Genomic DNA, 22,157 nt, shown 5'->3' with positions numbered 1-22,157 from the left:
GTTTGGTCTTATTGTGGTAGATGACACTTTTATAAAGATGAATACGGTAATTGTACAGTTTATTTTGCTAAAATTTGCATTAAATACTGTTGAATGATTTTAGCTGAAACGTGTTCTAACGCAGAGGCATACTGCTGGTTATCTGCTCGAAGCGCTGTAATGTCGATATTGGCATGTCGTAATTCACAGGTATGACCAATCAACCATTTTTCCAAGCTTTCCGCTGCAACTTCTAGATGAAATTGTAATGCGAGAATATTTTTACCAATAGAAAATGCCTGATTGGGATACAGATCGGAACTGGCTAATAAAGTTGCATTTTCAGGTAAATCAAAGGTATCACCGTGCCAATGTAGGACTGGGGTATCTCTTAATGTTGAAAGTAGATTGTTTTCAAGATTAGAGATCTTGAGCGTACTCCAACCAATTTCCTTTTGATGTCCTGCATAAACCTTAGCACCCAAGGCATGTGCAATCAGTTGAGCACCTAAACAAATCCCGATCGTGGGTAAATTTTGCTTCAAACGATCTTTAAGTAAGTCTATTTCTTTTTGCAGGAAAGGGTAGTCATCTGACTCATAAACACCGATTGGCCCGCCTAAAATAATGGTTAAGCCCTTATGCTGAAATGCTTTTGTTAAGTCATCTACACCCGCTTCAAAATAACGTACCCGATAGCCTAATTGATAAAAGACATCTTCAAGTGCACCTAAATCTTCAAAGACAAGATGTTGAATGGCATAAATGGTGTCTGGAAAGTCTGGAGATGTTGTTGTCATAATTTTTCAAAAAATTGGGAATAATAGAAATCTAACTTGAATGAAAAGAAAAATGAAGATTTTAATGTAAATAGTTTGATGAATATTTTGCAGTTTCAGATTTGAGCTGAAAAATAGCAGTTCATTCTGTCTAGGGTGGGTTAGGGAGAGAGAAAATAAGACCAATTTTTAAAATTAAATGATCATCTTTCATTCGCTAAAATTCCTCCTTTTTAGGATGAGTCATAAAATGAAAAAAGCGAACCGAAGTCCGCTTTTTGGCACTTGATCAATATGATTTTAAAAGAAACCCATTGCCTTAGTTGAATAACTCACCAGTAAGTTCTTGGTTTGTTGGTAATGATCGAGCATCATTTTGTGGTTTTCACGACCAATCCCAGATTTTTTATAACCACCAAATGCGGCATGAGCAGGGTAAATATGGTAGCAGTTAGTCCATACGCGACCAGCTTGAATTGCACGACCAGCACGGTAAGCAGTATGTGTAGAACGTGACCAAACACCTGCACCTAAACCATAAATGGTGTCATTGGCAATTTTAATCGCTTCATCATAATCTTTGAAGGTTGCCACTGAAAGTACAGGACCAAAAATTTCTTCTTGGAAGATTTTCATGCTGTTATCGCCTTTAAAGATGGTCGGTTCAATATAGAAACCTTGACCTACTTCCTGACGGTCACCACCACCTGTAAGTACTTGAGCGCCTTCAGCACGACCTGTTGCGATACAACCTAAAATTTTCTCTTGTTGCTCTTGAGAAGCCTGAGCACCAATCATGGTATCGGTATCCAGTGGATGTCCAGTTTTAATGCGTTTTACCCGTTCAACCGCCATTTCAAGGAATTTATCGGCAATGCTTTCTTGAACCAGTGCACGTGAAGGGCAAGTACAAACTTCACCTTGGTTTAAGGCGAACATTGAAAAACCTTCGAGTGCTTTATCTAGGAATTCGTCATCTTTATCCATAATATCTTCAAAGAAGATATTTGGAGATTTACCACCCAATTCAAGCGTTACAGGAATGATGTTTTCAGTCGCATATTGCATAATTTGCTGACCAACTGCGGTTGAGCCGGTAAATGCAATTTTGGCAATACGTGGATTGGTTGCCAGTGGACGACCCACTTCAACACCGTAACCATTCACGATATTTAATACGCCAGCAGGGAGTAAATCTTGAATGAGTTCGACCAGAACAAGAATACTGGCAGGTGTTTGTTCAGCAGGTTTTAAAACAACACAGTTGCCTGCAGCCAATGCTGGCGCAAGTTTCCAAGTCGCCATTAAAATAGGGAAGTTCCACGGAATAATTTGCCCGACGACACCTAAAGGCTCGTGGAAATGGTAAGCAATAGTATCTTCATCAATTTCTGAAATACCGCCTTCTTGTGCACGGATACAGCCTGCAAAGTAGCGGAAATGGTCAATAGCTAAAGGAATGTCAGCAGCTAAGGTTTCACGTACAGGTTTACCATTGTCCCAAGTTTCAGCCACAGCTAAAAGTTCTAAATTGGCTTCTAAACGATCTGCAATTTTTAACAGTATATTGGAACGCGTTGTAGCAGAAGATTTGTTCCATTGTGCTTTGGCGTTATGTGCAGCATCTAGTGCAAGTTCAATATCTTCAACACTTGAGCGTGGAATTTTGGTAAATACTTTACCGTCAACAGGAGAGATATTGTCAAAGTATTCACCTTTTACTGGTGCTACCCATTGGCCGCCAATGAAGTTTTCATATTGGGTTTTAAATTGAACTTTTGAACCAGATTGATTAGGATCGACGTAACGCATATGTATCTTCCTTTGCTTATTTTAGTGTTTAAAGCTGCATCTACAGCTTTGGTATAAGGTACTTTTGCACATTATTTGATTAGCATACTCTGTACAAGGTTGGAAAAAGGTTGGAGACAAGAAGGTTTACAATCTTTCTTAGCAATCATAAAAGAATAGCTATTACAGTGGATGTAAATCATGAATTGTTGAGAGAATAAGGAATGATGACAAAACAGAATTTAATGCAAAAAAGACAGGAAATTGATCAGTTTAGACAAAGTAACAGCCTGTCTCCATTGCATGCCGAACAGTTAGGAGAAAGTATTGTCAGTTCTTGGCAACGTTCAACCTCTGCCGAAATTCCAAAGGATCGTTCCGCCGCACCATTAATCCATTTACAAAAAGAAAGTTATCCTACTGCTTTGGAACATGCACTGCGCCATTGTGCCCAAGATTTAAAGCATATTGCTGAGCAGTCCTCAATGGTACTGGCAGTTGGGGATATTGGCAGTACCATTATTTGGACGGCTTCAAGCCCACAAATGCAAAGTGCAGCAGAGAGTGTGCATTTTATTGAAGGAGGACAATGGCGAGAAGAGTTGGTGGGCACCAATGCTTTGGCTTTGTCGTTAAAAACCCAGCAATCTAGCTGTGTATTTTCCAATGAACATTTTATGTCCTCCATTCATGATTGGGTCTGTTATGCCGCCCCGATTATTGATCCCTATTCGAAACAAGTTTTAGGCGTGATTGATTTATCAACGCTATGGCAAAAGCATAATAGTTTGGGCTTACTTGCTGCTGAACGCTGTGCAGCGATTATTCAATCGGCTTTACTAGAACATCAAAAACAACAATTGTTTATTCGCGCTTTTGCTGTGCCACAAATATTGTTTAATGGTAAAGTTTTGGTGTTAACACCGCGTCAAATTGAAATTTTAACGATTTTAGCGCTATGCCCTCAAGGTCTAAGTTTAGATACACTGCATCAGGCTTTGTATGGTGAAAGAAAAGTCAGTATGGGCACTTTAAAGGCGGAAATGTCACAATTACGCGATATTTTAGGCGGCATGCTGGGGTCTAGACCTTATCGTTTACTGGCTCACGTAGAAGCTGATTTTTTACTTACGGAACAATCATTAGATGCAGGCTATATCGATTCTGCTTTAAAACTGTGTACAGGCGTGTTCTTGGCAAAAACGGAAAGTCCTTTTTTGTGTGCATGGCGTGATTGTTTAGAGTCACGTTTAAGTGATGCTATTTTTAAAGCCAATGAAACCGATGTGCTGCTTAAACATGTTGCTCGTTTCCCAGAAGCGATTGATGCGGTGGAGCGTTTAATTGAACTTATGCCAAAAACGCATCCTGTGCATCAAACCTTACTGAAATATAAAGATAATTAACCCTTAAAAGGACAAATTTAATTTATAGGCCTTTTTGTTTTAGCCATGCAAACAGTTGTTGATAAACATTTTCACGTACAGATTTTTCAGATAAAACCAAGTCATGTAAGCCATTGTGTATTTTGCTGACAGTAACATCACCTTTAATTTTTTTGGCATATTTTTCAATGTGTTTTACATTTAAAATCACATCGCTAGTTTGTGCATCTTTATGCCATTTTTTCGGGTTTTTGGTTTGATGTGAATGCATCACCAAAGCAGGGATATTCAGTTTTACACCCTGATGAATTTCCTTTTGTGCTTCAAAAATTGTCCGTACAAAACTAAGTCGAACCATTGGATAAGTCGGCTGCTTCCATTCCAGATTAAAGTCCCATTCGCCATGCATACTTTTGTGCAAACTTGCCACATACCATTTATTCAGTTCACTTGGAAATTTTAAATCGGGGCAAATTTTACCCACACGACTTAAATTTGGAATGCCTAATTTTTTCTTGATCGGATGCATATTGAAGTCGTAAAAGGGACTATTCACCCAAAGTGCTTTAATTAATGGATGATCAGGGTGATGTGCTGCATATAAGGTTGTGGTTAATCCACCAGTAGAATGCCCACATAGCAGTACGGCATTGTGTCCTTCCTCAGCAATGATATCTAGTGCTTGCGTGATTTCGGCATTATATTCAGCAATGTCACGCACGTTATAATATTTTTGATGGGGCAGATGAGAGCGACCGTATTTACGTAAGTCGAGTGCGTAAAAGTCGAAATCGTGTTGGTTAAATTGTTCTGCCATTTCGGTTTGAAAAAAATAATCGATAAAACCATGAATATATAAAACGGCTTTTGATGTAGATTGTTCTGCTTTTTTTCGGACTAAGGTTGCGGTGATTTGTCCTTCATAATCGTCAGGGAAATTTAAGGTGGCTTGTTCATAACCTGAACCCAGTACATCAAGTTGATAAAGTGGTTCGGTAATTTGTTTTGTCATTATTCTGCTCATTTTGAATTATCAATTTTCTATTATCCTTCATGATGAGTCTTAATTTGTCAAATGAAAATAAGATGAAAAACAACCTATATTCTTAGGCTTGAGCAAAGAGGGAATATAGGTTGTTAAATGTGTAACTCAAGCAATGAGAGAAAACTTACACCGCAGCTTTAAAAATATCTACCACTTGAGCGTTTGCCTTTAATGCTGCTTTAAAAATATTCACCACTTGAGCATGCGTTGCTTTACGTGGGTTGGTTAGCATGCAGGCATCTTTTTGTGCATTTTCAGACATAACACCAAGGTCTTGCTCTTTTACGCCTAGTTCCGACAAACTTGAAGGAATACCAATCGATGCTGATAATTCACGAATGGCATCAATTGCTGCATAAGCTGCTTCTGTTACGGTCAATCCTTTCGTGTTTACACCCATTAGTTGTGCAATTTTGGCATAACGATCAGGACAAGCAATGAGGTTAAATTCACATACATGCGGAAGTAAAATGGCATTACATACGCCGTGAGGCAGATTGTAGAAACCACCTAATTGGTGTGCCATGGCATGTACATAACCTAAAGATGCATTGTTGAATGCCATTCCAGCCAGGTATTGCGCATAGCTCATTGCATCACGTGCTTCAAGGTTTTCACCGTTGGCTACAGCAGGGCTGAGCCATTCGCTAATCATGGTAATGGCTTTTTCTGCACAAGCATCAGTAATTGGTGTTGCAGCAGTTGATACATAGGCTTCAACGGCATGAGTCAGTGCATCCATACCTGTTGCTGCTGTCAGTGCTGCTGGTTTTGCGACCATAAGCTTAGGATCATCAATAGCAATGAGTGGAGTACAACGCCAATCGACTATCGCCATTTTTACATGGGTGTCAGTATTGGTGATAATACAGAAACGTGTCATTTCAGATGCTGTACCCGCCGTAGTATTGATGGCAATGAGCGGTGTCATTGCAACGGTACTTTTATCAATGCCTTCATAGTCACGAATATGACCGCCACCAGCAGTAACCAAACCAACACCTTTTGCACAGTCATGTGATGAACCGCCACCTAAAGACACAATAAAGTCACAACCATTGTCGTTATAGGCTTGAACACCATTGTGTACATTAATATCGGTTGGGTTAGGTTCTGCACCTGAGAAAATGTGGCAATCAACGCCAGCTTCTTTTAAGTAGGCAGCAATGGTGTCAGCAACCCCAAATTTTAAAAGCCCTGCATCTGTAACAATGAGCGCTTTTTTTGCACCTAAATTCTGTGCTTTAGCACCAATTTCTTTGGCACAACCTGGACCAAAAAGAGAAACACAAGGAATATAAAAACCGTTGGTTTGATCTGCAATATTTTTAAAAGCCATGGTGCGATTCCTTCTACCATTCATTATGTTATCGGTGACCCTCACCGTAAATTGAGTATCAAATGAACAGTCAAATAATCCTACCTACCAAACACCTACCATTAATAAAGATTGATTTTAAATATGTTTTTAAATGATAAGTCCGTGAATAAATACACATTTATAAACCTGATGTTGTAAATGAATGTTGCTATTTATCAGGATAGTTTTCATTGATTTTAAGTGTGATCAATATGCCAAGTGAATGAAAACAAACACCTCATGCTTCGAGTGCAGAATAGAAAAGAATCAATTTATTATTACTGTTTTAAAAGCTCACTTTATTTTTATGTTATCCTTATACCAACTCAATTTTGATCAAAATGAACGATTAAAAAACGAGGGACTAGAATTATATTTTATAAAAATAGATTTTTTAGAGGGATTGATGATTTAAAAATCATTGCTTTAGAGATAATAGAAAATTTGAAGATGTAATATAGGTACATATTTTAAATGGATCAAGCATAATTTATAGTATAAATAATATCCCATATATATGGTTTTTATATTAAATTGGTCAGGGGTTGTATGAAAGTTGCACATAATAAAGATGCAATATTATTGCATGGAATACATAAAGTTTTACTCAATGAATGGGATCCTTTAGGCATTAGCCGCAATCCTTCAATGCGAGATGAGTATGAAGATTATTTGCCAAGAATTTTTAAAATGATTCGTGATCATTCAAGTGAGTCTGAAATTTTTGAATATTTATGGTGGGTAGAACATAAAGTCATGGAACAAAAAGGCAATAAGCAACATACCTTACGTATTGCAAGCTTACTTAAAAAATTGTAAATGAAATAATAAATACATATTTTATCTCAGATGAAGTCATCAGTTTCTTGCATTAATCAGCCATGTTTTAAGTTAAATAAATATTCTATCCAATACACAAGTATCAATTTATTTTTAGTAAAATGAAGCCTATTCATTTGAGGTTTTTTAAATTAAATCTCACCATCCATTCTTCTTAAAACAGCATTAAAAATACACATGTATTAATGAGAAAAAACCGGTGCATTCACACCGGTTTTGATGTTTAGAATTTCTTTTCTAGACTGATTAAAACACTTGGAATCGCTTGATTGATTCGTGACTCATACAGACTGCCATCAGTTTGATAGGTTAAGCGCTCTTTATAATCTGTACTTAATATATTCCGTGTGTGGAGCGTGGTCGCCCAACCATCGGTAAAGCGTTTGGTGATGCTGATATCCATATTCACTCGCTCATTGCTGGTACGATCATAGGGTTGATTATCTAAAGCACGGGTAAATTCAGGCACATAGTTTAGATTGATGCTAGTTGCAAGACGCCAAGGCTGATAGTTATAAGATAAGCCTGTACTTGCAGTATAGGGCGCAACATCACTGACGAGACGTTGTTGATGGTTTTCATCTTCAACTTTGGCGCGTACCGTAGAGAGTTGTCCATTTAACATCAATGAATGTCCCTGTTTGGTTTGTTTTAAGGCGTAGCGACCCGAAATTTCAACCCCATACGTGGTTGCATTATCTTGGTTTTGTGGGCGCTCTACAAAACGTGAACCTTCCTGACGAATAACTTTTTCAATGTAATCCTCAATTTCACGTTGATATGCCGTGATATTGATACCACCTGATGGCAGGTTATAGCCCAAAGTGGACTCAAATGCGGTAATTTTTTCAGGACGTAAATTAGGATTACCGCCACGATCGGGGTTGTTGAGGCTACCCGCATCGCTATCGGTAGAAACCGAAACGGTGGGCAGTAAACGATCTGTTTTAGGGCTGCGGAAGGCTTGGCTAATATTGGTTTGTAACGACCACGTATCATTAAAGTCAAAACGGTGCGCCAAGACAGGGCTTAAGTGACCGTCGCTATATTCAACTAAACCTGAACGCTCAATCCATTCTTGACGAGCACCTAAAGTCACAGTTTGTCGGTCTGTAAACTTCCAACTGCCTTCAGCATAGAGCGCGTAGAGTTGTTCATCTAAACTTTGACTCACATTGCTGTCGAGTTCATTAGCATGCGTATCTAGACCAAATTTCAGTTGACGAGTTTCATTGAACTTGCGAACACCATCATAGCCAATCCCGTATTCATTGATGCGTTCATTTGTATATGTGTTCAATAGGGACGATTGGGTCGATTCAGTTTCATTCTGTTGTTCGACCGAAAGACGGATCTTATCTGAATTACCTTGGTCTTTACGCTCATAACGCGTGTTTAAACGAGTACTGTCATTTTTATCATTTTGAACTTGGTCGCCACGGACACCATCACTTTCATTGTTACGATAGAATAATTCAGCAACCAATTTTTGTTGATCATCTAATTCATATTCAAGGCGTGGTGACAACATTTGCGACTTACGTTCCGTAATTCGTTTTTGTTCCCGTGCTTGGGTGCTGGTTTGGGTCTGGGTGACAGAGGTGGTGTCATTCCACATTTGATTGGCAGAAAGACTATATAACCATGGACTATCACGACCATCGAGTTGAACGCTAAAATTTTTACGTTCTTCTTCTTTTTGATCTGATTTTGCTAAACCATATCCGACACGGGCATTAGCGCTTAAACGAGTATTATCTAAGGGTTGTTTTAAAATAATATTAATCACTGCAGAAGATGCTACAGAGGCTTGAGCCACGCTCGGTTGTTTGGTAATTTCAATTCGTTCAATCATGTCGGGGGTTAAGCTATCAATAATAGACATTCCACCACGTGGACCACCTTGAACCGCTTCACCATTAATTAAAAATACCGGTGCACCGCCACCACGAAAACGCATACCTGAGGCACCACCGCCACCTCGTGGACCTTGTCCGGGTGTTGGTATTTGAAAACCCGCGGCGCGACGTAAAGCATCATTGACTGATTGATCACCAAATTGCAGCATTTCCTCACGTGTGACAATGGTTTTCGCCACTGCACTGATGTCGGGATCTTTCGCTGTATTGGGTGTGGCTGCAAATTTTAACGTTGCCAATGTTTGTACTGGAGGGGTTTGAGTGGGCACGCTGTCTGTTGTTGTCTCTGTAATACGATCAGCAGCCCATGTTGGGGACATAAATGTGAATAATGCACAACTTAATGCACTTAATTTCCAACGCGCTTGTATGCGTTTCATTATTCGATGTTCCGTATGTAATTTTGCGTAAGATAACGTACAAATGTGAAGAAAATTTGTGGAAAATGGCGAAACCAAAGATAAAACGTAATTTTTATGGGTAAATATGCTCAAAATGAATCATTTAACCCACAATACGTTGTGGTGATTAATCGCACTAAGGTAATGCTAAAATTTTAAGCTTGAAAAGATAAAATACAGTTTTGGCTCATTTTTTCGAGATGTGTTTTACTGATACTGAGTTTGTCCCATTTCACCATTTGTTGAATCAGCCATTTAAAATCTTCAATTTTAGGTTCTGATGATTCATCTACAAAATTACGGATAATATTTTGAATAGAATGGAATTTTTGTACATGAACGGTGTTAGAACATTGGAATTGAACAATATTAAAGTCAATCAGCATTTGCCAAACTTCAGCGTAGTCATCTAAATATTTCAGTTCTTGTTGTGATTTTTGAATGGCTTGGGTTAATGCGCGGTGTGTATGGGGATGCTGGAACGCCCAATCAACGGTGACTGCCAAAACTTTATCTGCAACTTTTGGTATAATTTCTTGGCTAGATGCCACAATTTGGCTAATACCGAATAGCTCACCTTGAGTATTCCAAGGTTCACCCACACAGAAACCGTCAATCACATGATTGCTTAAAGCTTCAACCATATAGGGTGGTGGTAGCGTCACCAATTTTATGTTTTGTGCGACATCAAAATTGACCAGTGCTAACCATTCTCTTAAGCAATAATGGTGAATTGACTGTTTAAACACATGTGCCAATTGAATGGGTTTTTGTTCCAGTAGAGCAGACACTATTTTTTGTGCTGATTCTTGCATACTATCTTGTGTCGTAATATTGAGGTCAAAGCATAATTTCTGGCTCAAACTAATAAATGCACGATTTTGGCTTAAGACTAAAGCGGTTTGTAAGGGAATGCCGAGTTGGTCTTCACCCAAAGCTGCGGCAGGAAGCATGGCAGACAGACAATGTGCAGCATCTAAAAAGCCAAACGCCAGTCGGTCTCTTAAACTTGCCCAAGAGGCTTCCTTGACCAGAGATACATCTAACCCAACTTCATCAAAAAAACCACGCTGCTTTGCCCAAAGAATAGCAACACAATCGAGTAGAGGAATGTAGCCGATTTGGATTTGAGTTTTTTCTAAATCTGTCATGGCTTAATCCTTCAGTTGGTTCTGTAACAGTTGTTGAGCATCTAATAAACGGCGTGCCATTTCGCCCATCGTCATGCGATGGCTCATGGCATTTTTTCGCAACAGTTGAAATGCTTGATCTTCAGTTAAAGTATGCAATTGCATGAGTAAAACTTTGGCTTTTTCCATATCTTTACGGTCTGCTAATTTATTTTTGGTGTCTTCTAAATCACCCAGTAATTTTTTATGTTTTTTAAATTGTTCAATTGAAATTTCTAAAATACTTTCTAGTTTAGTTGGGTCAATGCCGTCCACAATATAAGCGGTTACACCTGCATTTATGGCACTTTTGATGGTGTCTTTATGGCTGTTTTTGGTAAATAGAACCGTGGGTAAATCGAACTGGCTGACACAGCTTTCTATAATGTCGCGGTGTGGGTGGTCCATATCCAATAAAATCACATCGGCATGTAATTGTTCTAAACGGAACATATTTAAATGATCGATCGTGAGGCAGGCGACCACATCGAAATGATGTTCGATCAGGGATGCTTTTATATAATTGGCACGTTCTTGATTGTCATCAATGAGTGCGATTTTGAGTTTTGGCATATTGGTCAAATATCATCAGGTAAAACCTGAAAGAAAAGTTATTTAAAATCTAAAGCAATTAGAATGCCAAGGTTTTAAAAATTATAATAATTCAATAAAAATCATACATAAAATGAGTGTGTTATTTAATTGTGCACTGTCTTGATGCAAAAATGCGCCACAAGGAAGCACAAGAAGAAGCCTTATGATTCGATCTGTTGTTATTAAGATGAAAAATGGAATGGACTGTTGGTGATGAAAAATGACAGATTAAATATAAAAATAAATTAAAAACATGTGGTTAAAGTATTTTAAAAGATATTGGCATGGTCATTGCATAATTCATTTTGAGTCAAAGAAGACTCTAAAAAATTTGTAAGACGGCCAACGATGTCCGTTCTGAATCGAATCTGGTATGCAGCAATCCGCATAGCAGATAACCCAATACGTTCAGTTCAGGAAGGAGAGGGCTATGTCTTCAAATTTAAATGCTAGAAAAGCAACAAAAATAAATATTTTTGATTTTAGTAGCACAGCAATGAGAGCCTTCCATATGAGTTGGCTTGCTTTTTTTGTCTGCTTCTTTGCATGGTTTGCTTGTGCGCCACTGATGCCAGTGATTGCCGGTGAGTTCCATTTAACCAAAGACCAAATTGCTAACATTAACATTGCAGCGGTCGCAATTACCATTTTGGTTCGTCTGATTGTTGGACCGTTGTGTGATAAATATGGCCCACGCAAAACCTATACTGCTTTATTGATTATCGGCAGCATTCCAGTCTTTGGGGTAGCGTCTGCCAACAGCTATGAGTCCTTTCTATTCTTCCGCTTACTCATTGGTGCAATTGGTGCCAGCTTTGTGATTACTCAATATCACACCAGCATTATGTTTGCACCAAATGTAGTGGGAACTGCCAATGCTGCCTCAGCAGGTTGGGGTAATGCAGGTGGTGGTGCAACACAAGCGTTGATGCCGTTAATGCTTGCAGCCTTGGTGATGTTTGGTGTTGAACAAGCGATGGGCTGGAGAATTGCACTGATTGTACCAGGCATGATGATGCTGATTGTCGGTGCAATGTATTGGAAATTCACTCAAGACTGTCCACAAGGCAACTTTAAAGAACTTCGTGCACAAGGGATTCAGGTCGGTAGCGATAAAAAAGGCGGTATGGCAATTCTCATGCACGCTGCACGGAACTACCGTGTTTGGATCTTATTTGGTGCTTATGCTGCATGTTTTGGCATCGAAATCTTTATTCATAACATCGTAGCGATGTACTACGTCGAACACTTTAGTTTTGGATTAAAAGAAGCAGGTTTGGCAGCAGGGATCTTTGGTTTGTTGGCACTGTTTGCTCGTGCTTTAGGCGGAATTGTCTCAGACAAAGTCGCAACTACAAAGGGTCTAGATGGGCGTACCAAAGTACTGTTCGGCATGATCCTGATGGAAGGTTTGTTCTTAATCTTATTCTCACAAATGAATACCGCAGTTCTGGCAATTTTGGTCATGACCGTATTCGCACTCTTTACCCATATGGCATGTGGTGCGACATATGCACTGGTTCCATTTATTGATCGTGATGCTTTAGGTGGTGTCGCAGGCATCATTGGGGCAGGTGGCAACGTGGGAGCGGTCGCAGCAGGTTTCTTACTTAAAGGTATGCTCGATATTCAAACTTGTCTCATGTTCTTAGGTGGATTGGTTGTGATTGCAGCGAGTTTTGTTCTGATGATTCGTTTCTCGGTGGAACATAAAGAAAAAGAGCAAAAGTTGTATGAAGATGCCGTATTTGAACGTAACAGTATGGCTGAAGCGCAACAATAAGCTGAATGGTTAAAAAGGAATTGAGGAGAAAATATATGAAATTGGTAATGATTGGTCATGGCATGGTTGGGCACAAATTCATTGAATCTGTATTAGAGCATGCAGGTGATGAGGTTGAAATCACCATTCTGGCGGAAGAGCCTCGTTTAGCCTATGACCGCGTCCATTTAACTGAATATTTCTCAGGGAAATCAGCCAAAGATCTCACCCTTTGCCGTTCAGACTTTGCTGATGCTTATGGAATTGATCTACGCTTAGATACCAAAGCGACTGAAGTTGATACTTTAAATAAAACCATCACCACCAATCATGGTGATGTGATTGGTTATGACAAATTGGTATTGGCGACAGGTTCATATGCTTTTGTTCCTCCAATTCCGGGTAATGAGCGTGAAAACTGTTTTGTCTATCGTACCATTGAAGACTTAGATGCTATTCGTGCTGCAAGCTTAAATGCAAAAACGGGTGTGGTGATTGGTGGTGGTTTACTGGGTCTTGAAGCTGCCAAAGCGTTATGTGATTTAAATCTTGAAACCCATGTGGTGGAATTTGCACCCCGTTTAATGGCGGTTCAAATTGATGATTTGGGCGGTAAGGTTTTACGCGCAAAAATCGAAAATTTAGGCGTAAAAGTTCATACCCAAAAAGCTACGCAATGTATTGAAGCGGGGAGTGCTACCACGCATGTGATGAAGTTTGGCGATGGCTCTGAACTTGAAACCGATATTGTCTTATTTTCTGCGGGTATTCGCCCACGAGATGAGTTGGCGCGTCAAAGTGGACTGGCGATTGGTGAACGTGGCGGAATCGTGATTAATGATTACTGCCAAACTTCAAATACAGACATTTATGCAATTGGTGAATGTGCCCTTTGGCAAAATAAAATTTATGGTCTAGTCGCACCAGGCTATGACATGGCACGTATTGCTGCAAAGCATGTCATGGATCAGAGCTGTAACGAGTTTGCTGGTGCAGATATGAGCACCAAACTTAAACTGATGGGGGTTGATGTTGCATCGGTCGGTGATGCACATGCCATGACCCCAAATGCACTGAGCTATTTTTACGCAGATGAAGCGGCCATGGTCTATAAAAAGATTGTGGTCAATAGCGACAAAACCAAGTTATTGGGTGCTGTTCTGGTCGGTTGTGCCAAAGAATATAACGACTTATTACAAATGATGCTCAATGGGCTGGCTGTTCCAGAACAACCAGAAAGCTTGATTATGCCGGGCTTTGAACAATCTTCAGCGAAATCGGGTGGCAGCGGTGTCGATTTATTGCCTGACAGCGCAACCATTTGTTCATGTAATAACGTCTCTAAAGCGGATATCTGCCAAGCGATTTGTGATGGTTCAACATCGCTCGGCGCACTGAAAAAATGCACCAAAGCAGCAACCGCTTGTGGTGGTTGTGCAGCACTTGTGACTCAGGTTCTAAAATCTGAATTACAACGTCAAGGTGTAACCGTCAACAACCATTTATGTGAGCACTTTGCCTATTCACGCCAAGAGCTGTATCACTTGGTTCGTGTTAATGAAATTAAAACGTTTGATGATTTGATTGGGCAGCATGGTCATGGTTTAGGTTGTGATATCTGTAAACCAACCGCAGCCAATATTTTGGCCTCTTGCTGGAATGATTTTGTACTCAAACCAAGTCATGCAGGTCTTCAAGACAGTAATGATTATTATCTTGGCAACATTCAAAAAGATGGTTCTTACTCGATCGTGCCACGTATTGCCGGGGGTGAAATTACTCCTGAAGGTTTAATCACCATCGGTCAGGTTGCGAAAGATTATGGTTTATATACCAAAATCACCGGTGGGCAACGTATTGATTTATTTGGTGCACAAGTGCATCAATTGCCTGAAATTTGGGAAAAACTGATTAATGCCGGTTTTGAATCGGGTCATGCTTACGGTAAATCTTTACGTACTGTTAAATCGTGTGTTGGTAGCACGTGGTGCCGTTATGGTGTTGATGATTCAATGGGTCTAGCCATCTTCCTTGAAAATCGCTACAAGGGTTTACGTTCTCCACACAAACTCAAAATGGCGGTATCTGGTTGTACCCGTGAATGTGCCGAAGCGCAAAGCAAAGATGTTGGTGTCATTGCCACTGAAAAAGGCTGGAATATGTATGTTTGCGGTAATGGTGGGATGAAACCACGTCATGCTGAACTGCTTGCATCTGACCTTGATACTGAAACTTTAATTCGTTATATCGACCGATTCTATATGCTCTATATTCAAACAGCAGATCGTCTGCAACGTACTTCGGTATGGCGTGACAATCTAGAAGGTGGTTTGGACTATCTTAAAGCCGTGGTGGTTGAAGATTCTTTAGGACTTGCGACTGAGTTAGAACGCCGTATGGATCATGTTGTCGGGACTTATCAAGACGAATGGCGTACTGCAATTGAAGATCCTGAAGTGCGTAAACGTTTTATCACCTTTATTAATGCAAAAGCTGAACAACAGAATGATCCGCATATTCAGTTTGCTGCTGAACGTGGGCAAATTCGCCCGAAAACCACAGTGGAACGTGATCCAATCCGTATTCCTGTAGTTGAAGCCTAAGCATTTGTGAATAAAGGAGAATAAATATGACGATTTTAAAAGAAGTGAACTTAACACAGGAATTAGACTGGATTGAAATTTGTAGTCTAGATGACATTACGCCAAACACAGGTGTTGGAGCGATTGTTGAAGATCAACAAATAGCATTGTTCCGTGTCGGTCATGAAAAACGTGTTTACGCCTTAAGTAATCAAGATCCTTTCAGCCAAGCCTTTGTCATGTCACGTGGGATTTTGGGTGATTTACAAGGCGAGCGTGTGGTGGCTTCTCCAATCTATAAACAACATTTTAGTTTAGCCACAGGGCGTTGTTTGGAAGACAAAAACCAAAAACTGTTGGTATTTCCAAGCAAAATTGAAAATGGTCGTGTTTTTGTTAGCCCGACCGCACAAAAAACCTATATTACCAATAATGGTACTTCGCAAGAAAAGATGAAATTGGTCTTGGTTGGGAATGGTTTAGCAGGGATGCGCTGTCTTGAAGATTTACTGGATATGGCGCCAGATCGTTATGAAGTGACAGTGATTGGTGAGGAACCTTGGGGTAACTACAATCGTATTATGCTTTCGCCAGTGTTGTCTGGTGATAAAAGCATTGAAGATATTATGCTGCATCCGCATGCATGGTATAGCGAAAAAGGGATTCACTTTATTGCAGGTGATGCTGCGGTGAAAATTGACCGTCCGCGTAAGCAAGTCTATACAGAAAAAGGCATAGTGGTCGATTATGACCGATTGATTCTTGCCACAGGCTCTAAACCATTTATTCCACCGATTCAAGGTTCAGACTTAAAAGGTGTACTGAGTTTTCGTGATATTTATGACGTCAACACCATGCTGGAATACTGTAAAAACAAGAAAAATGCGGTGGTGATCGGTGGTGGATTACTCGGGCTTGAAGCGGCTTATGGATTAAAACAACGTGGCATGAATGTCACCGTATTGCATTTGATGGATCGCATTATGGAACGTCAATTGGATAGTCGTGCCAGCGTCTTGTTAAGACAAAGCATTGAAGCGAAGGGCATCAAGATCATTACTCAAGCCAATACAGAACAACTCATTGGCGAAGATGGTCACGTAACACAAATCAAACTTAAAGATGGTACGGAGTTAGAAGCTGATCTGGTGGTTTTTGCGGTCGGGATTCGTCCAAATATGGCACTGGCACAAAGCGCTGGTTTGCGTTGTAACCGTGGCGTGATGGTGAATGACACTATGCAAACTTTTGACCCAAGTATTTATGCTGTGGGTGAATGTATTGAACATCGTAACCAAACCTTTGGGTTGGTTGAACCACTGTGGGGGCAAGCATTCATTTGTGCTTCACATTTGGCTGAACATGGTAGCTTAACCTTTAAAGCACCGACCGTTCCGACACAACTCAAAGTCAGTGGTTGTGATGTGTTTTCCGCAGGTAACTTTGAACCGGCTGATGATTATGAAGATATTATTTTGAATGATGAAAAACGTCATATTTATAAACGTATTATTATTCAACAAGATAAAGTGATTGGTGCAGTACTGTTTGGTGATACTGAAGATGGTGCATGGTATGCAGAATTAATTGCTGATAAAACGCCTATTTCTTCGATTCGCAATAAATTGTTATTTGGTAAAGATTTTGCATTAAAACAAGCAGGTTGATTTAAATATGGTCATTGAGGCGTGCTTAAATTTTAGCAATGCCTCAATGACCGAAATGATTTAATTGAATTTGCGTAGGCATTTGCCTTACTTTTGCAAGATGAGCCGTATTACGGCGCAAGGTAAGAAAATCTTTGTTTTACTGACGTTACATCCTTGTAACGCAGTAAAACGGTGGCATCCATGCCACCTCTAGATAGTTGATGTTTTCGTGGATTCCAAAGATTTTTAAATAACTTGGACAATTAAAAGTAACATTCAAGTGAATTTATATCATTTAGGAGCAAAGCAGAAATGAATAGTATCCCTGTAATGGAACTGCATAGCTCCACAGAATTATTGACGAAAACGACAAATACCACCTGTCCTTATTGTGGTGTGGGTTGCGGTGTGACTGCAACCGTACAGGAGACAGCGTTAGGTCAGAAAGTTACTGTTGAAGGGGATATTAACCATCCTTCGAATTACGGCAAGTTGTGTATTAAAGGCAGCAATTTGGCAGATACTTTGGGTTTAGAAACCCGTGTGCTTGAGCCGATGATGGGGCGCAAGGCAAATCGTCAAGTGGCAACTTGGGACACGGCTATTTCGAGCATTGCCAATAAATTTCAACAATGTATTGATCAATATGGTCGTGACAGCATTGGCTTTTATGTTTCAGGTCAGTTGTTGACCGAAGACTATTATGTGGTGAATAAATTCGTCAAAGGTTATCTCGGAACAGCCAATATAGACACCAATTCACGGCTTTGTATGTCATCGGCAGTTGCGGCACATAAACGTGCTTTTGGGGAAGATATTGTCCCTGCAAGCTATGAAGATTTTGAACATACCGATATGGTGGTGTTGGTGGGTTCAAATACTGCATGGTGTCATCCCGTATTGTATCAACGCATCATGAAGGCCAAAGAGCAGCGGGACTTGTTTGTGGTCGTGGTTGATCCGCGTTTTACCAGTACCTGTGAAGCAGCAGACTTACATTTACCCATTTTGCCGGGACAAGATGTCGCGTTATTTAATGGTTTATTACAATATCTGTCGAAAAATGGTCATGTCGATCAAGCATTTATTGCTGAACATACCCAAGGTTTAGCGCAAGCATTGGCACAGAGTGAAAGTGAGTCTCGTATTAACGATGTGGCGACACGTACAGGGATTTCTGTCGAAAAATTGCAAACTTTCTATGAAAAATTCGCCAATACCTCAAAAGTGATGACGCTGTTTTCGATGGGGGTAAATCAATCTTCGCAAGGGGTCAATAAAGCCAATAGTATTACCAACTGCCATTTATTGACTGGAAAAATAGGCAAATTGGGTGCCGCACCATTTTCGATGACAGGACAACCCAATGCCATGGGCGGGCGTGAAGTAGGTGGGCTGGCAAATATGTTGGCAGCGCATTTAGAACTGGAAAATGAAAACCATCAACAATTGGTGCAAAACTTTTGGCACAGTCCCCATATTGCCAAGCAAGCTGGCTTTAAAGCAGTTGATTTATTTCATGCGGTTGAAAGTGGCAAAATTAAAGCCATTTGGATTATGGCAACCAACCCTGTGGTCAGTTTACCCGATGCTGATCAGGTGAAACGTGCTTTAGAGCAATGTGAATTTGTGGTGGTCTCTGATATTTGTATCGATACCGACACTACGCAATATGCTGATGTCTTATTACCTGCACTAGGTTGGGGCGAAAAAGAGGGTACAGTCACCAATTCTGAGCGTCGTATTTCCAGACAACGTGCCTTTTTAGCGCAGCCAAGTCAGGCTAAGGCGGACTGGTGGGCCATTAGTCAGGTGGCAAAAAAATTAGGGTTTGATGGTTTTGATTTTAAAAATAGCCATGACATTTTCTTAGAGCATGCACGATTATCATCAGAGCAAAATTCAGATCTAGCACAGCGCAGTGAAACACCGAACTTTCGTTATTTTAATTTAAACGGTTTAACGGATTTAACGGCAAGTGAATATGACGAACTGAAACCTGTTCAATGGCCAGTATGGACTAAACAGCAGCCAGAGGGCGTGGTGGCACGACTGTATTCTCAGGGGCAATTTAGCCATGCTGATGCTAAAGCTAAATTTATTGCCATTACGGCAATCAATCCCGTCAATTCAGTGTGTAAAGAATTTCCTTTGGTCTTAAATACTGGACGGATTCGTGACCAATGGCACACCATGAGCCGTACTGGTTTATCTGCCAATTTAAGTACCCATCGTGCAGAGCCATATTGTGAAATTCATCCACAAGATGCTTTGAAATATGGTGTTAAAGAGGGTGAATTGGTTGAAGTAAAATCGAAATGGGGCAATTGCGTATTACGCGCGACAGTCAGTGATAATATTCGCCGTGGACAAGTCTTTGCACCAATTCACTGGAATGACCAAGTGGCGTCCGATGCCCGCATTGGTAAAGTGGTGAATCCTGTTGTCGATGCCATTTCAGGTGAGCCTGAGTTTAAACATACGCCAGTGATCATCCATCCATTTTATAGCCAATGGCAGGGTGTGTTTTATGTGCGTCAAGGCTTTGAAAAAATTGTGCAATCTTCAATTGAAGACACCGTGTGGTGGACTAAAATTATGACCGTCAAAGCCACGCGATATGAAGTGGCAGATCGTAAAAAATTCCCTTACATTACTGAACATTTAAAAGAATTATTACCGTTTCAGGATGAAAGTTTTGAATGGCTCAATATTGAAGATCAAACTGCACATATCAGTCATAGTGTGGTGCTGAAAGATGGTCATTTGATTGCGAGTTTATATATTGCACCTCAAGCGTTATTGCCAGATCGTGATTGGGTGGCAAGTCTATTTAAACGTGAACGATTAAGTGCCATGCACCGTAAAGCCTTACTTGCAGGGCAGCCGATGTCGATGGTCAATAATGAAGGACCATTGGTTTGTAGTTGTTTTAAAGTCGGTAAGAACCGTATTATTGAAACTATTAAAAGCAAAAATATTACTGACGAAAAGCAAGTCACGGTATGTTTAAAAGCTGGGGGCAATTGTGGTTCATGTTTACCTGAAATTCGTGGCTTGATCAAAGCCTGTCAAATGGAGGCGGTTGAATGAACAATAGCGTTAAAAATTCAATTTATCCCGATACGGACTTGGTGATTTTGGCTGGCGGACAGGCACGGCGGATGAATGGCCTGAATAAATTACTACAAAAATTTGATGATCAAATTCAACTGATCAAGATTCATCAACAGCTTAAAACCGATGTTGCACAAGTATGGATCAACAGCCATCGGGATGATTCAATTTATCAAAAAATGATTCCCAACATTCATTGCTATCAGGATGATGAAAATGGCTTTTTAGGCCCACTCATGGGGATGAAAAGTGCATGGTCACATGTACAGGCAGATTATGTGCTGTTCGTACCCTGCGATGTGACCTACATTCCAGCAAGAGTCGTATTGAAATTGCATTTGGCCTTAGCCAAAAATAGTTTGGCAGAAGTCGCTTATGTAGAAATCAATGGCACAGCACTGTACCCATTTTGCTTGGTTAAACGCAGCAGTTTAGTTAGCTTTACACATCACCTTGAGCAAAAACAGCGCAGTTTGAAGCACTGTTTTGCAGATTTGCACGCTCAAGTGGCACACTTTACCAATCATGCCCTATTTTTTCACAGTATTAATTCACCAGATGAGCTGCAACAGCACCAACAGATTAAGTTTCTACATTAAAGTTTAATATTTCGCCTTTGGCACGAAGTTGGAACACTTATTGCAAATCTAATAATAACAAGATTGGGCGATTCAAAACTTATGCACACTATATGTGCAGTGACCACAAAATGCCTGAAGATGGATGTTCAACATGAATATGATGACAGAGCTTAAAACCAAGGCGTTATTTGTCGATCAATTTGGTCGCGGTAAGCGCAAACTGCGCATTTCAGTGACTGATCGCTGTAATTTTAAGTGTGTCTATTGTATGCCTGAACATCCAGAATGGATGAAAAAACACGATTTACTCAGCTTTGAGGAACTTTATCAATTTTGTGACTTTATGGTGCGCCGTGGTATTGAGTTTATTCGTATTACCGGTGGCGAGCCACTTATGCGTCAGGGCGTGGTACATTTTGTTGCACGACTACAAAGCTTAAAGAAGCTCGGGCTAAAGCGTATTTCCATGACCACCAATGCACATTATCTCAAACAATATGCACATGACTTAAAACAAGCAGGTTTGGATGACCTGAATATTAGCTTAGACAGTTTGGATGCTGCTCAATTTAAACAACTGACTCAAAAAGATTTAGCACCCGTACTGGACGGAATTCGTACCGCTCAAGCGGTAAGCTTACCAATAAAAATTAATACTGTATTAATGAACGGTATAAATGATAATCAAATTTTGCCTTTGGCGCGTTGGTCAGTTCAGCAGCAAATTATCTTACGTTTTATTGAATTTATGCCACTCGATGGTGATCGAAAATGGTCAACTGAGCATGTGGTCAGTGAGCAACAAATTTTAGCCACTTTAGCCACTGAATTTGCAGTGACCACGCAAGCGCATGATTCAGCTCAGGCAACTTCAAATCCAGCCCGACAATATCTGATTAATGGTCATCCGATTGGCATTATTTCCACCATTACCAATTCATTTTGCGGAACTTGTGATCGGGTACGCTTAACCGCACAGGGTGAGTTTTATAATTGTTTATTTGCACCTCAAGGTTTGAATCTTAAATCTGAAATTAAAGCACTTGCTTCATCTGAACCTTTGAGTGAGGTGAGCTTAAATGGTGCTTTATCTAGCTATATCTGGAACAAAGAACAAGGTTTTCACGCCATAGAACAGCGCTTGAACAGTCAAAACTTAGCTAAAAGCAGTCGAAAAATTAGCATGCATATGCTTGGAGGTTAA

The 22,157-nt window shown here is 40.1% G+C and carries 15 protein-coding genes; 8 read left to right on the top strand and 7 right to left on the bottom strand.

All coding sequences use genetic code 11. The features are described from left to right. Window positions 1-59: 59 nt before the first annotated feature. Both B9T25_RS00200 and B9T25_RS00195 read right to left on the bottom strand, forming a co-directional pair. On the bottom strand, window positions 60-779 hold the full coding sequence (locus tag B9T25_RS00200) for a glutamine amidotransferase (protein WP_086186512.1): 720 nt from the start codon (window positions 777-779) through the stop codon (window positions 60-62). A 279-nt stretch (window positions 780-1,058) separates the two neighbouring features. After that, window positions 1,059-2,570, bottom strand: a complete 1,512-nt coding sequence (locus B9T25_RS00195; protein WP_086186511.1) for an aldehyde dehydrogenase family protein — start codon at window positions 2,568-2,570, stop codon at window positions 1,059-1,061. A 203-nt stretch (window positions 2,571-2,773) separates the two neighbouring features. On the opposite strand from B9T25_RS00195, the gene B9T25_RS00190 reads away from it, so the two are divergent. Next, entirely contained in the window at window positions 2,774-3,955 is a 1,182-nt protein-coding gene (locus B9T25_RS00190; RefSeq protein WP_086186510.1) for a transcriptional regulator, read from the top strand. Window positions 3,956-3,977: 22 nt separating this feature from the next. On the opposite strand, the gene B9T25_RS00185 is transcribed toward B9T25_RS00190, so the two are convergent. Further along, a complete protein-coding gene (locus B9T25_RS00185) occupies window positions 3,978-4,946 on the bottom strand; it encodes an alpha/beta hydrolase (protein ID WP_086186509.1) in 969 nt (322 codons plus the stop codon). A gap of 157 nt (window positions 4,947-5,103) precedes the next feature. Then, the gene (gene mdh / locus B9T25_RS00180; RefSeq protein WP_086186508.1) at window positions 5,104-6,318 is read right to left on the bottom strand and encodes an iron-dependent methanol dehydrogenase; all 1,215 of its coding nucleotides are present in this window, start codon (window positions 6,316-6,318) and stop codon (window positions 5,104-5,106) included. A gap of 570 nt (window positions 6,319-6,888) precedes the next feature. On the opposite strand from mdh, the gene B9T25_RS00175 reads away from it, so the two are divergent. Continuing rightward, window positions 6,889-7,158, top strand: a complete 270-nt coding sequence (locus B9T25_RS00175) for a hypothetical protein (protein WP_086186507.1) — start codon at window positions 6,889-6,891, stop codon at window positions 7,156-7,158. Window positions 7,159-7,402: 244 nt separating this feature from the next. On the opposite strand, the gene B9T25_RS00170 is transcribed toward B9T25_RS00175, so the two are convergent. The 3 genes from B9T25_RS00170 to B9T25_RS00160 form a co-directional block, all read right to left on the bottom strand. Then, window positions 7,403-9,478, bottom strand: coding sequence for a TonB-dependent receptor plug domain-containing protein (locus B9T25_RS00170; RefSeq protein ID WP_086186506.1), 2,076 nt, complete (start codon window positions 9,476-9,478; stop codon window positions 7,403-7,405). Window positions 9,479-9,654: 176 nt separating this feature from the next. Beyond that, window positions 9,655-10,650, bottom strand: coding sequence for an ABC transporter substrate-binding protein (locus B9T25_RS00165; protein ID WP_086186505.1), 996 nt, complete (start codon window positions 10,648-10,650; stop codon window positions 9,655-9,657). 3 nt (window positions 10,651-10,653) lie between these two features. After that, on the bottom strand, window positions 10,654-11,241 hold the full coding sequence (locus tag B9T25_RS00160) for an ANTAR domain-containing response regulator (RefSeq protein WP_086186504.1): 588 nt from the start codon (window positions 11,239-11,241) through the stop codon (window positions 10,654-10,656). Between the two features lie 451 nt (window positions 11,242-11,692). Between B9T25_RS00160 and B9T25_RS00155 the strand changes: the two genes are divergently transcribed. From B9T25_RS00155 to moaA, 6 genes are all read left to right on the top strand, one after another. After that, a complete protein-coding gene (locus B9T25_RS00155) occupies window positions 11,693-13,045 on the top strand; it encodes an MFS transporter (RefSeq protein ID WP_086186503.1) in 1,353 nt (450 codons plus the stop codon). 35 nt (window positions 13,046-13,080) lie between these two features. Beyond that, window positions 13,081-15,627, top strand: coding sequence for a nitrite reductase large subunit NirB (gene nirB / locus B9T25_RS00150; RefSeq protein ID WP_086186502.1), 2,547 nt, complete (start codon window positions 13,081-13,083; stop codon window positions 15,625-15,627). Window positions 15,628-15,653: 26 nt separating this feature from the next. After that, window positions 15,654-17,273 carry a nitrite reductase small subunit NirD gene (nirD, locus tag B9T25_RS00145; RefSeq protein ID WP_086186501.1) on the top strand — a complete coding sequence of 540 codons (1,620 nt, stop codon included), beginning with the start codon at window positions 15,654-15,656 and terminating at the stop codon, window positions 17,271-17,273. A 294-nt stretch (window positions 17,274-17,567) separates the two neighbouring features. Continuing rightward, on the top strand, window positions 17,568-20,348 hold the full coding sequence (locus B9T25_RS00140) for a nitrate reductase (protein WP_086186500.1): 2,781 nt from the start codon (window positions 17,568-17,570) through the stop codon (window positions 20,346-20,348). Then, complete coding sequence (mobA, locus tag B9T25_RS00135; protein ID WP_086186499.1) at window positions 20,345-20,971, top strand: molybdenum cofactor guanylyltransferase; 627 nt, start codon at window positions 20,345-20,347, stop codon at window positions 20,969-20,971. Before B9T25_RS00140 ends, mobA begins: the two co-directional genes overlap by 4 nt. 133 nt (window positions 20,972-21,104) lie before the next feature. Next, on the top strand, window positions 21,105-22,157 hold the full coding sequence (gene moaA / locus B9T25_RS00130) for a GTP 3',8-cyclase MoaA (RefSeq protein ID WP_086186498.1): 1,053 nt from the start codon (window positions 21,105-21,107) through the stop codon (window positions 22,155-22,157).

Origin of the sequence: Acinetobacter sp. ANC 4470 (assembly GCF_002135335.1) — a bacterium.
Lineage (GTDB): Bacteria > Pseudomonadota > Gammaproteobacteria > Pseudomonadales > Moraxellaceae > Acinetobacter.
The sequence above is the reverse complement of the archived record's forward strand: the minus strand, read 5'-3'. Positions and strand labels throughout refer to the sequence as shown.